Origin of the sequence: Flavobacterium sp. N2270 (assembly GCF_025947225.1) — a bacterium.
GTDB lineage: Bacteria > Bacteroidota > Bacteroidia > Flavobacteriales > Flavobacteriaceae > Flavobacterium.
In genome coordinates this window covers 2,374,475-2,387,646 of sequence record NZ_CP110005.1, presented here as the reverse complement: position 1 = coordinate 2,387,646, position 13,172 = coordinate 2,374,475, and the positions used below count along the sequence as shown (strand labels likewise).

Below are 13,172 nucleotides of genomic sequence, written 5' to 3'. Positions count from 1 at the left end.
CATAATTATTTATTTAAAAATGCCACTTTGCTTTCCATTCTTTTAAAATAAAATCCTCAAGATTTAATGAGTTTTCAATGTTCTTTTTATTGTATTTAGCTTGTTGATAAAAAGCATAACCCGATGGAGTTAATAACGTCTCACATTTATATTTTTTTGAATCGCAATACGCTTTAATTGGTTTCCAACTTCTTTTCCAAAAGGTTTCTCCAATACCTCTTGTAAAATAAATATTCTTTATAGTGGGGTTTCTTTTTAACAGGTCAACAATATCTACTAATTTTTGCTTTGTAAACTCATTGGCAATATTTTTATCTGAAAAAGTTTTTAAGAGCGCAATATGATTTTTATTTTCTTCATCGGCATCTACTATGGTTTCAATTAAATCGGTAATGGCAATCTTGTTTTCCTTACAAAATTGTTTCCATTCAGAAGGGTTAGAACATCGCATACTTTCTTTCCCATAAAGTCTTGGCAAAACATCCCAGAAGTTATTATCTATTCTCCCATAAAACCATTCAGCCTTATTGCCTTCTGGCCAAGCAGGATTAAAAGTACCTACAATTAAAGTAGTGGGTGCAAAATCTAAATTTTCTAAATTTAAATCTTCGATAAATTTGTGATTACATGGCATAACTATTGTATTAAGAGTTCTTTATTTTTACAATATCACAGGAAAAATACCCATGGAAAAATGACCACTAACTGTTAATACAATATTGCTACTCATAGTAGAATTTCCTTTATAGAAATTTTTACCATCAAACGTGTAAAGAATGTTACTACTCATGGTAGAATTTCCTTTATAAATATGCTTTCCATCAAAAGTGTAAAGAATGTTGCTACTCATAGTAGAGTTGCCTTTATAAATGTGCTTTCCATCAAAAGTATAAAGAATGTTGCTACTCATGGTAGAATTTCCTTTGAACACATACTTTCCATCAAAGGTGTAAAGAATGTTACTGCTCATAGAAGAGTTGCCATTAAAAACATGTTTTCCATCAAATGAAAATAGAATAGTACTACTCATAGTAGAATTACCCTTGTGAATTGTTGTTGCCATATTTATTTTTTTTAAAATTCATAATTCATAACTCATAACTCATAACTCATAATTCATACTTAAACCAACCTAATCCTACCCGTCAACAACTCCTGCATCATCCCTTGTTTCAATTGCTTGGCTTTTTCTAATTTGCTTTCTAATTGCCCTATTTCTTCATCCATATCGCTTAAAATCGTAGCAATGCGGGTTTGTTCTTCAAAATCAGGATAAGTAATTTCAAAACTAGATAAAGCCTCTTTAGTAATGGTTTTTATTATACCTCCTGGAGCTTTTTCTTTTTCTTTTTCAAAAAGTAATTCAATCATTGTAACAAAGAAATACTTATCAAATTTGACATTAAAACTTTCAAAAATTAATAAAGTTCTATCAACGTAAGCATCATATTGTGTAATGGCAATTCTACCAATTGAACCTTGTATGGTTATTATCACTGAACCTTTTTCAACAAAAACACTAAATTTTGAACCTGCAATGCTGATTTTTCTTTTTGTATCAACTTTCAGTTTTTTGTTATCATCTACATCATAAACTTGTACGAAAGGCATTCCGTTATAATCATCATACCATTTATCCAAACCGTAAGGTTGTGGAAAACTTCCTCTTCTAAAATTAGCTACTTGTTTTATAGTACTAACTTCCCAACCTTCTTTAGGCTGCAACAATTCTTGCATAGCCCCTTGTTTGATTTGGCGTTTTTTAGTAAGCAGTTGTTCTAAACTGTTTATCCAAGCATCGGTATCGGATAAAGCAGTGGCTATGGCGGTTTGTTCTTTTAGGGTTGGTGGTAAGGGAATTTTTAAAGAATAGAAGTCTCTATGATTTAAATCAGGTATTGTGCTTGTACCAGCTTTAGCAAGAATTATTTTTTTAGTTCGTGGTTGATTTAAATAGTATATTATAAAGTCTTTATTGATTTTTTTTCTATCTATATTAATTTTAAAAAAATTATTATGAAAAACGCCATCAACTCCAGAAACAACTATCCCAGTATTTCCCGTTCGAGTCATTAAAATATCATCTTTTTCACAACAAACAGATGAAACATAATCATCTATATATTCTATTTGTTTACCGTCATTTAAATACTGAATAGTTATGTAAGGTTTTGAGTTTACATTTGGATATTTATTCCGTTGTGATATAGGTATTTGCAATCCTTGATTAACCCAACAAATATCTTTAAAAGTTAAGTCTAACCAATCACTAGGAATAACCCCAATTTCCGTTTGTTTATATCCGTTCTTTACTTCCATACCAATCCCATTTTATGTAAATGTTGCAACACTTTTTCTTCTTGGGTTTTGGTGCTTTGGTTAAGAGCTACCAATGTAGTGGCATAGCGTTCAGCTAATTCTTTTACTCTTCCCGTTAAGCGTTGGCTTATGGCATCAATCTCGGTTTGTATGTTGGCTTGTATCGTCGTCAACCATTTGGCATCTACTACCAAGGTTTTTACTTCGGCTTCGGTGAGTTTGCCAAATTGTTGTAAAGTCAGTTGGTCTAATTGCAGTTCTAACGTTTTTAGTTCTTTTTTGGCTTTGGCTTCTTTTTCAAATAAATCTAATAGTTGTTCTAATAGAGCAACCGCTTCTTTTTCGCTTGTATCTTTTTTAATTTCTTTCAAGCGTTTCGTAGCAGTGGCTTTGGTAATTTTATTGTTGTCGTTAGTAGCATCGGCTAATAGACCTTCTTCACCCGTGTGTTCTTCTTCCAGTTCAGCAAATGCTGCTTGTAGGGTTTCAATTTCGGCTTGTTTGTCTTGTACGGCTTGTTGTTCTTTGGCTAAATAGGTAGCAATGACCAATTCTTTGGGTATCAAATCACAAGTCCAACCTTTGTCAATTTCTTTGCCTTTGTTGTTTTTTTCAATCACTCGTTTCACTTTGGCTTGCCAACCATCTTCTACCACCAAATACACATCATCTTTCATGGTATCTTCCCAATACTGCATCAAATGTTGGTAAATGGTATAATTATCTACCAAAGCCTTGCCTTTATATTCTTGCAACAAAGCTTCCGAAAGCGTGTGTATGAATTTTTTTGGAGCCGTTTCCACCAAAATATCCGTGAGTAAACTATAGATTTTAGTTTTCCAACTTTCGTATGTTTTCTCTAATAACATACTGTAAGCTTTAAATTCAGGATGCGAAAAAATGGTTTCCTTAATTGCGCTAGGAGCAACCGTTAATTGCAAATAGTTTTCCGAAAACGGTTTAAATAAATCTTTTTGCAAATTAGGATATACTTCCCAAAACGCTTGTAAATCATCCACATCGCGTTTCGGAATGCCACCGTTTAAATGGGCAAACAAATCTTGTATATCTTCACTTTCTTGTGTATCTATATAACGCGGAATGTTCAGGTTGTATTCGTTTTTTTCTATTTCTTCAAAAGGTACAAAACGAGCAAACTTTTCTACTTTTCTTTCGTTATTAAAAACATCTACAATTTTATGAATGTCTTGTTCTCGCAAACGGTTTTTGTTGCCGTCTTTAGCAAACCCTTTAGATGCATCTATCATAAAAATACCTTTGCGGTTTTCGGTGTCTTCTTTGTCAATTACAATAATACAAGCCGGAATACCGGTTCCATAAAACAAGTTGGCAGGCAAACCAATAATTCCTTTAATCAGTTTGCGGTCAATAATGTTTTTACGAATTTCGGCTTCAGCATTTCCTCTAAACAGTACGCCATGCGGTAAAATAACCGCTCCTTTTCCTGTACTGTTTAGCGATGCAATAATGTGTAACAAAAAGGCATAATCTCCATTTTTATCGGGTGGAACACCATAGCCTCTAAAACGGTTGAATTCATCATCCATAGGAACAATACCATTACTCCAGTTCTTTACCGAAAACGGTGGATTGGCAACTACATAGTCAAAACGTTTCAGTTTTCCATCAGTTTTATGTTGTGGATCGGCAATCGTGTTTTTACCAGCAATTTCCGCTTCAGGATGTCCGTGCAACCACATATTCATAATGGCTAAACCTTTGGTAGCAATGTCCTTTTCTTGTCCGTAAATGGTCAAGCCTTTTTTAGATTCATCTACTACTTTCAACAACAACGAACCCGAACCACATGTTGGGTCATATACCGTAAACGAAGGTTTGTCGGCTTTTTCTACACTTATTACTTTGGCTAAAATTCTAGAAACTTCAGAAGGCGTATAAAATTGTCCTTTACTTTTCCCCGATTCTGTAGCAAAGTGACGCATTAAGAATTCGTAGGCATCTCCTAAAATGTCATCATCTTCCGCACGGTTATTTTTGAAGTTAAGTCCTGGGTTTTCAAAAATAGCAATCAAGTTGGTTAACAAATCTATTTTCTCTTTGCCACTTCCTAATTTGTCGTCATCATCAAAATCAGCCAGTTCAATAGAACCTTCTAATCCATTAGCTGCGAATAGCGGTTTTAATATTTTCTTATTAATTTGTTCTCCAATATCTGATTTTCCTTTTAAAGCAATCATATCTTCAAAAGAAGCACCAACTGGAACTTCAATTAAACTGTCTTTTTTATTCCCGTATTTATCAGAAACATATTTTACAAAGAGTAAGGTTAGTACATAATCTTTATATTGAGAGGCGTCCATTCCGCCTCGTAATTCATCACAACTTGCCCATAATGAGCTGTATAATTCTGATTTTTTAATTGCCATTTTATTTGTTTTGTGTATTGTTCAAACTTACCCATTTTTACTCAATAAGACAACAGGAAAAACACCTGTTTTGTATAAAAAGTAGAGTAGTGTAAATGTACACGAACCATTTAAAAAGACATTACGGTTTTCCGTAAAGGCATATTTTATTTACTCCATCCATACTCTAAGTTAAAATAATCCAATTGGTTTTCAATAACATTAAACTCACCATAACTTTTAGATAAAAAATAAGGCATAAACTTTTCAGGTTTCAAATTACCTTTTAAAACAGCATCAGTATAAGCCATAAAAGCATGTTCAACTCCTTTTTCACCAAATACTTCCAATGCTTCTTTCAGTTTAATTTTAATATTGTCATTAAAAATAAGTTTCGTTTCACTTTTCCCTCTTTTATTTTTTTTATCCTCATTAAACATTCTTATACGATTATTATAAATGTCTTGCAGTTTTTCAGTATAGGTATTCAAATACGCTATCTCATCTCGTTTGGTTTCTTCAATATAAATCAATCGGGTAGAAGTAGGGCTTTCAAATTTTAAAAAGCTCTTTAACGTATTGCTTTTCTTTTCATTAAAATAAAGAGTCATATAGTATTCTAATTCTTCAATAGAATATAATTCAAATGCTTTTAAAACAGCTTCGTCGGTATAATGATATTGAATAGCTTTTAAATTAAATTTTGTTTTTAAAACAGCTAAAACAGCATCAAAAAGAGAGAGATTTGTTTCCACTTCTGATAACGTATCTTTTTTTTCTTTTTTATTTTCTTCTTTATTATTCTTATTAATATACTTTTCTTGGTAGTTTTCAACTAATGGTTGAAAGAATTCAGTTAATAGTTGTCTAAATTCATACAATGGCTTTCCGTTTTCTTCTAATTGGTAAATAAAGGGAAAATCGGCAACTATTTTTGGAAAATGAATTGTAAAATGTTTAACTCTTGGCATCCCTTTTACCTCAATAGAAACATATCCTAATTCTTGAAACCGTTTCAAAATACTATGCAAAGAATGTTTCTTTACGCCAGTTTCATTAAAAATAGTTTCACTACTATGGTAAAAAGGTTTCTGTTTAAAAGCTATTGCTTTAACAATTAAATATTCATATAAAACAACTTCCTCACAACTTAAAAATGTAAAATTATAGCGCTGCAATTTAAGTATATTAATTGCCAACGGGTGCTTGTCTTTTTTCTTAATAATAGCCATAAAATGAAAATTAAATAACTAAAATTATATATTTATTTTTCCTGTCGTTCTCAAGCATCAGTACAATTTATCAACCATTTTATCAACAATAAATAGTCAACGCCCTTAAACCAAAAAAAAGCCCCACCACTACGGGCAGAGCTTTTCTTAAAAGAGTATCTTACTTTGAACACTAAAGTACCCTTTAAACTAAAGGTAAAACACTAAACCACCTCTACAATATTCAGCACATTATAAGCGCCATTGTTTAAAGCATATTGTTGTCCGTTAACTTCCTGAAAAAACTCAACAAGCAAAACAACAAAACCAGTTCCACTACCTGTAGGAACACTACTTGGTGTTAAAGTAACAGTAGAAACAGTTCCATCAATAGGCAAATTAGTAACCGCACTATAACTAATAGCACTTATCCCTGTACTAAAATCTAAATTCGCAAAACCACTTTGCAAACTAAAATGAGTAGCACCCTCAGGAAAACGAATTTGCTCATTCGGTTTCATATCCACAATAGAAATCTCCCCAGTAGCCACATCAACCGTATACGGACTATAAAAAACACTCCTCAACGTAGCACGATTGTTAAAATCAAAACCCTTCAAGTAAGCCTTACCTGTCACAGTAGCCAATCCTTCAACCACATTACGTTCCCCACGCAACGAAACCAAATCCTGATTCTTAACATCCGACATCACTTTCATCAACCTACTCGATAATTTCGCATCCTTAGCCTTAAAAACAAAACTACTCAACGCATCTCGTAACAATTTACCAGAACTAGCACTTCTGCCAAATTCACTACCATTTTCTCGCGTACGCACAAACGCAGGATCATTCATAATCCTGTTCTTGCTAACACCCCCTTTTTTGCGCACAAAATAACCATCTGCACTCTTGTAAAAAGTTACATTGTCTAATGTACCTTCAATCTTAAATAAACTACTGTTTTTTGCCATTGTATTATGGTTTTAAATTAATAATAGTTAAAGATATAAAAAAGGCTAAAGTGCTGAAAACCAGTATTTCCGATTGTGAATAATTCCGCTTAAAATTTCCGTTTTTGCACTTTTTTTCTAAGAAAAAAAAACGTATTTTAGTACAGGAATTAGAAATAAAACCACCAAAAAACAAACTAAAAAAAACTAAATTATATGAAGCCAAAACAAGTAACAACAACAAAAAGTAAAAGCCATTCAAATGAAAAGAATTTGCATCACAACTACAGATGTAATGTTTATTACAGGTAAAAGCGACCGTCAAGCACGCAACATCATCAACGACATTAAAGACCATCTCAGAAAAAAGAAACACCAAGTAATTACAATCAAAGAATTTTCTCAATACATGGGCATCCCAGAAGATGAAATACACCCATACATCAAATAAATCTACAAATAAACGGCTTTAAAAAAATAGCTTAAACTCAGTACATACTAAAAAAACACGAAGAAGTTATTAAGAAGTTATTAAGAGGATACTAGGAAGATACTAGGAAGATACTAGGAAGATACTTAGTACATACTAAGAAGATACTTAGTACATACAAGCAATAAAAAGAAGCAAAAACAAACCATTACTATAACCATTGTCCTATCCATCACAGTCGAAGAAAACTCCACAAACTATGTAAACTTACATCAAGCAAAGCGCCTTTACTAAAAAAAAGAAAACCTATGTACCTATGTGTTTAATAAAACATACTATTTACCAATACAGAAATTAGCAAAAATATTACCCAAAAGTTCGTCGTTGGTAACTTCTCCAGTAATTTCACCAAAATAGTACAAAGCTTGTCGAATATCAATGGCAATAAAGTCAGATGAGGTATTACTTTCAATACCATACTTTACTTTTTGCACTTCTTCTAAAGCCTTCAATAACGAATCATAATGACGTGTATTCGTCACTATCGTTTCATTATTACGCAAAGCACCCGTATTTACAAACGAAAGCAATTCGTTTTTCAATGCATCAATACCTTCTTTTTGTTTGGCAGATATTTCAATTGATAATGGATAATTAATAATCGCCAATTGATTATCGAACTGAATACGTTCTTCAGTATTCAATTTGTCAATTTTATTTAATACAACGATAAGTGGTTTTAGTGGGAATTTATTTTTTATTTTCTCAATCTCAATTTTAACACTGTTACCATTATCATTTATCAATTGTAAACTATCAATTATAAAAAGTACCACCTGTGCTTGCTCTATCTTCTCAAACGTCTTTTGAATACCAATGCTTTCCACAACGTCTTTAGTTTCTCTAATTCCAGCAGTATCAATAAAACGAAAGCCAATACCATCAATAACCAATTCATCTTCAATAGTATCACGAGTAGTTCCTGCAATATCAGAAACTATAGCACGTTCCTCATTCAATAAAGCATTCAATAAAGTAGATTTACCCACATTAGGTTCACCCACAATAGCCACCGGAATACCATTTTTAATAACATTACCCACCGCAAACGAATCAATCAAGCGTTTCAATACAAATTCAATACGCTCTAATAATTCCTTAAAAGCAGTTCTATCGGCAAACTCAACATCCTCTTCCGCAAAGTCAAGTTCCAATTCAATCAACGAGGCAAAATTCAACAATTCCTGACGCAGTTTAGCAATCTCATTACTAAAACCACCACGCATTTGTTGCATCGCAATTTGATGACTCGCCTCATTATCACTTGCAATTAAATCCGCCACAGCTTCCGCTTGCGACAAGTCCAGTTTACCGTTTAAAAAAGCACGCAAGGTAAATTCACCCGCTTGAGCCATTTTAGCGCCTTTACGAAGCAGTAACTGAATAATTTGTTGCTGAATAAATGTTGAACCGTGACATGATATTTCTACTACATTCTCACCCGTATAAGAATTCGGACCTTTAAAAAGTGAAAGCAAAACCTGATCATAGGTTTTAGCACCATCAACCACATGTCCTAAATGAATAGTATGGGTTTTCTGTTGAGTAATATCTTTCCCAGAAACCGATTGAAAAACATCTGCAGCAATAGTTATTGCATTTTGTCCAGATAATCTAATAACAGCAATAGCTCCTGCTCCAGAAGGAGTAGCTAAAGCAACAATGGTTTCTTGGTTAATCATTTGGTTTACATTTTAAGAATGCAAATATACGAAAGAAAATTCCTTTCAATTTCAAATTCAAAAATCAAATTCAATTTCAAGAACAATTAAAGTGAGATTCTTCCTTACCTCAGAATAACAATAGTGTAGGAAAAAATCTGTGTTTCTCTGTGTTTGACAAAGTCAATCTGCTTAATCAGCGTTCAAAAAAACGATGTGCCTATGTGTTTGAAAAATTAAGTTCAAGAATATTCTCAAGAACAAAAAAAACAAGTAAAGATTCTTCCTTAAGTATGGACTCGAGGCAAAGCCAAACAGAGTGAAACTAATGAAAAAAATGTAGGTTGATAATAAATAAAAAACCGCAGATAACTGAAACAGTTTTGCGGTTTTTAGTAGTTAAGGTTGGTTATAATTGTATGAGAATAAGTGTTACCTTAAGTCTCTATATTTTCTAGCTATTTAGCATAACAGGCATTACAAGCATTGTAACAGTTTCTCCATCATCTAATCCATCAACAGGAGTTAAGATTCCGGCTCTGTTTGGCATAGACATTTCTAATTGAATTTCATCGCTCGTTAAGTTGTTTAACATTTCAATTAAAAAACGAGAGTTAAAACCAATTTGCATATCATCACCTTGATAATCACAAGTTAAACGTTCATCAGCTTTGTTAGAGTAATCAATATCTTCAGCAGAAATATTCAATTCTGTACCAGCAATTTTTAAACGAATTTGGTGCGTTGTTTTGTTAGCAAAAATAGCCACACGACGTACCGAACTTAAAAATTGTGTTCTATTGATTAATAATTTATTTGGATTTTCTTTTGGAATAACCGCTTCATAATTTGGATATTTTCCATCAATTAAACGACAAGTTAATACATAGTTCTCAAAAGAGAAAGTAGCATTAGCATCGTTATAATCAATTTTTACTTCAGCATCAGAAGCACCTAAGATTCCTTTTAAAATATTCAAAGGTTTTTTAGGCATAATAAAATCAGCCACTTGAGATGCTTTCACATCTGTACGTGCGTATTTTACTAATTTGTGAGCATCAGTAGCAACAAATATTAATCCTTCTGGAGAAAACTGAAAGAATACTCCACTCATTACAGGTCTTAAATCGTCATTACCAGCAGCAAATATTGTTTTTCCTACAGCAGTTGCTAAAACTTCAGCAGGTACTAGAGTAGTAGAAGGTTCTTCTAAACTTACTGCTTTTGGAAATTCATCACCTGGAGCGTACGCAATTGCATATTTACCAGAGTTTGAACTAATTTCAACTGTACTATTTTCTTCAACGGTAAAAGTTAAAGGTTGTTCAGGAAATGTTTTTAAAATATCTAATAGTAGTTTTGCAGGAATTGCAACACTACCTTGACTTGTAGAATCTATTTCTAATGTAGCAGACATGGTAGTCTCTAAATCAGATGCAGATACTGTAAGCGCGTTATTATCTAATTCAAATAGAAAATTATCTAAGATAGGTAACGTATTACTACTATTAATAACGCTTCCTAATACTTGTAGCTGTTTTAATAAATACGAACTTGATACTATAAACTTCATCATCTTTATATTAAAAATCTTTTTATGATTTTATTTTCACAAATATATTCTAAATCTCTTCAAATAGCAAAAACTATTTATCAACATCTATTTAGTGTACATTCTTTTTCTTAAATAAGTAAAAAGGAATCCAAAAACTATTAAAATAAGCATTGGAAGCCCGATAGTTAGCACTTGTGCCATGGTATAATTTTGGTAAACTCTTTCTTTATTTAAAAGAGGTAAATTTACATCTTTACTTCTAATGTTAATAAGTCCGGTATCGTCTAATAAGTAGTTTACACAGTTCATCAAGAACTCTTTATTGCCATATAGGTTATTAGTCCATTTGTCAAAACCAAGTTCTAAAGGGCCGTTTTGATCCAATTGATTTTTAATAATATCACCATCACTTACCACAATCATTTTTGAAGCATTACCTTCTGCAACATAACTATTGTCTTTAAAAGGTAAAATCCTATTAGTATACATTGAACTGAACTTTCCTTCAAATAAAACGGCAACTGGAAGCAATCCTTTGCCTTGGTATTCTTCTGGTGTTGTTTCTTCAGTAACTGATGCTAAACTAACTTCGGTGGGAGTTCCTATTGGTCTAGAATATTCAGAACTAGTCAATAAAACCGTTTTATTAATCTTATTGTTCAATAATTCTATTGGAGAAGTAAATTCAAATTTAATTCCTTCCAAATTTTTAACTATTGGATTTTGAGTTTCAGGATATATAAAAGGAGCAAACTTCCAAAAATACTGTTGGAACTCAGTATCACTTCCTTGTTCGCCAGTAGCAAGTTTTATAGGTGTTGCACGTTCATCTTTAATCAATAACGGATGAATTCTAAATCCGTATTTAAAAAACATATCGTTTAAACCTAAATCTCTTTGATGTGCTAAAATAGTTCCAGTTTCATTAAACATCTCTTCCATATCAGCCTTTACAGCATCGACCAACCAAAGTGTTTTTCCTCCAGAAATAATATATTGATCTAAAACTTGTTTTTCTTCTTCAGTAAAAACTTCAGTAGGTTTAGCAATAACAACTAAATCATATTTTTTTAAAGCTTCTAAAGATTGTGTTGGTTGTTTTGCAACAGAATCTAGTGTAAACGGACCTATATAATAGCTTTCTTTAACTGTTTTTAAGAAATCGGCAATGTATTTATCTTCTAATTCACCATTTCCTTTTAAAACGGCAATTTTCTTTTGTTTGTCTTTTGAAATTTTATTAATAGCTTCCGCGAAAGCGAATTCTAAATGCTGTACTGAGCTAATTACTTTTTGTTCAGTGGAAGCGCCCATTAAGTTTTTTAACAAACTAACTTTAGTACTCTTATCTCCATAAGAAGCAATTGCCCAAGGGAAAACTACTTCTTGAGATTGTTTTCCTTTATTTTCTACAGTTATGTTGAGCGGTTGCAATCCTCTTTCATAAAACTGTTTCATTACAGCAACGCGTTCTTCTTCATTTTCAATAGGATTAGCAAATTCAAAAATAATGTTTGAATTATAAGCACTAAATTCTTCTAATAATTGTTTAGTTTCGTCTTGTAAACGTTTAAATTCTGGCGGAAAATTTCCTTCCAAAAAAACATCAATTATTAACGGACTATCAACACTTTTAATAATGTTTAATGAAGTTTGCGATAAAGTATAACGTTTATCTTCAGTTAAATCAAATCGTTTAAAGAAATAATTTCCAATGATATTAATAGCAATTAATGCAAATGCTATAAGAACAAGTTGTTTGATATTTTGTTTTTTAGCTACTTTCATTATGCTTTTAAAGATTTTAGTTTATAAACCGTTGCCGATAAAAATAAAAGGGTAACACTTAAAAAATAAGTAATATCTCTAGTATCAATTACACCACGGCTCATGCTTTTAAAATGATAATCCATACCAAATGAAGCAATTAACTTACTGTTGTTTTCAAATAAAGAAGCTACTCCGTCAAAACCAAAATAAAATACAAAGCATAAAAATACAGCTAAAATAAAAGCAACAATTTGATTTTCAGATAGTGTTGAAGTAAAAATACCAATTGAAGTATAGGCTGCAATAAGAAATAAAAGTCCGAAATAAGAACCAAGCGTACTTCCCATATCAATATTTCCTTGTGGCGAACCAAAGTAAGAAATTACAAAAACATAAACGATTGAGGGAACAATAGCTAAAACAATTAAAATAAAAGCTCCTAAGAATTTTCCATTTACAATTTCCCAAATCGACAAGGGTTTTGTAAAAAGTAATTCTAAAGTCCCTTGTTTCTTTTCATCTGAGAAAGAACGCATGGTTACCGCAGGAATTAAAAAGGTAAAAATCCATGGAGAAAGTTTAAAAAACGGACTCATATCGGCAAAACCAGAGTTTAATATGTTAAAATCTCCTTCAAAAACCCATAGAAATAATCCATTAAGTAATAAGAATATAGCAATTACGAGATAACCAATTGGCGAACCAAAAAAGGATTTTATTTCTCTTAATAATAATGCTTTCATTTATGTTTAACTGTTTATATGTTCAATTGTTTACTTAAATTGAATTGCGAATTTATAAAAAATATAGTAATCATTTTTTTTAA

10 protein-coding genes and 1 pseudogene are annotated in these 13,172 nt (G+C 31.8%); 1 reads left to right on the top strand and 10 read right to left on the bottom strand.

Annotation, left to right across the window (positions count from 1 at the left end):
• Window positions 1–13: 13 nt before the first annotated feature.
• The 6 genes from OLM55_RS11200 to OLM55_RS11175 all read right to left on the bottom strand — a co-directional run bounded on the left by OLM55_RS11200 (window position 14) and on the right by OLM55_RS11175 (window position 6,774).
• Entirely contained in the window at window positions 14–634 is a 621-nt protein-coding gene (locus tag OLM55_RS11200; RefSeq protein ID WP_264558991.1) for a hypothetical protein, read from the bottom strand.
• 27 nt (window positions 635–661) lie between these two features.
• Window positions 662–1,063: a hypothetical protein gene (locus OLM55_RS11195; protein ID WP_264558990.1), complete on the bottom strand. Its 402-nt coding sequence runs from the start codon at window positions 1,061–1,063 to the stop codon at window positions 662–664.
• Window positions 1,064–1,122: 59 nt separating this feature from the next.
• Complete coding sequence (locus tag OLM55_RS11190) at window positions 1,123–2,319, bottom strand: restriction endonuclease subunit S (protein ID WP_264558989.1); 1,197 nt, start codon at window positions 2,317–2,319, stop codon at window positions 1,123–1,125.
• Complete coding sequence (locus tag OLM55_RS11185) at window positions 2,310–4,727, bottom strand: type I restriction-modification system subunit M (RefSeq protein WP_264558988.1); 2,418 nt, start codon at window positions 4,725–4,727, stop codon at window positions 2,310–2,312. Before OLM55_RS11185 ends, OLM55_RS11190 begins: the two co-directional genes overlap by 10 nt.
• A gap of 146 nt (window positions 4,728–4,873) precedes the next feature.
• On the bottom strand, window positions 4,874–5,938 hold the full coding sequence (locus OLM55_RS11180; RefSeq protein ID WP_264558987.1) for a hypothetical protein: 1,065 nt from the start codon (window positions 5,936–5,938) through the stop codon (window positions 4,874–4,876).
• Window positions 5,939–6,141: 203 nt separating this feature from the next.
• On the bottom strand, window positions 6,142–6,774 hold the full coding sequence (locus OLM55_RS11175) for a hypothetical protein (RefSeq protein WP_319800095.1): 633 nt from the start codon (window positions 6,772–6,774) through the stop codon (window positions 6,142–6,144).
• A 349-nt stretch (window positions 6,775–7,123) separates the two neighbouring features.
• On the opposite strand from OLM55_RS11175, the pseudogene OLM55_RS11170 reads away from it, so the two are divergent.
• Window positions 7,124–7,321 (top strand): annotated as a pseudogene (locus tag OLM55_RS11170) (hypothetical protein); the annotation flags it as partial.
• Window positions 7,322–7,635: 314 nt separating this feature from the next.
• Here the strand turns inward: OLM55_RS11170 and mnmE are convergent.
• The 4 genes from mnmE to gldF all read right to left on the bottom strand — a co-directional run bounded on the left by mnmE (window position 7,636) and on the right by gldF (window position 13,089).
• Entirely contained in the window at window positions 7,636–9,042 is a 1,407-nt protein-coding gene (mnmE, locus tag OLM55_RS11165) for a tRNA uridine-5-carboxymethylaminomethyl(34) synthesis GTPase MnmE (RefSeq protein WP_264558984.1), read from the bottom strand.
• Window positions 9,043–9,475: 433 nt separating this feature from the next.
• Complete coding sequence (gene dnaN, locus OLM55_RS11160; protein WP_264560623.1) at window positions 9,476–10,594, bottom strand: DNA polymerase III subunit beta; 1,119 nt, start codon at window positions 10,592–10,594, stop codon at window positions 9,476–9,478.
• Between the two features lie 87 nt (window positions 10,595–10,681).
• On the bottom strand, window positions 10,682–12,364 hold the full coding sequence (gene gldG / locus OLM55_RS11155) for a gliding motility-associated ABC transporter substrate-binding protein GldG (protein ID WP_264558983.1): 1,683 nt from the start codon (window positions 12,362–12,364) through the stop codon (window positions 10,682–10,684).
• Entirely contained in the window at window positions 12,364–13,089 is a 726-nt protein-coding gene (gene gldF / locus OLM55_RS11150; RefSeq protein WP_264558982.1) for a gliding motility-associated ABC transporter permease subunit GldF, read from the bottom strand. Before gldF ends, gldG begins: the two co-directional genes overlap by 1 nt.
• Window positions 13,090–13,172 lie beyond the last annotated feature (83 nt).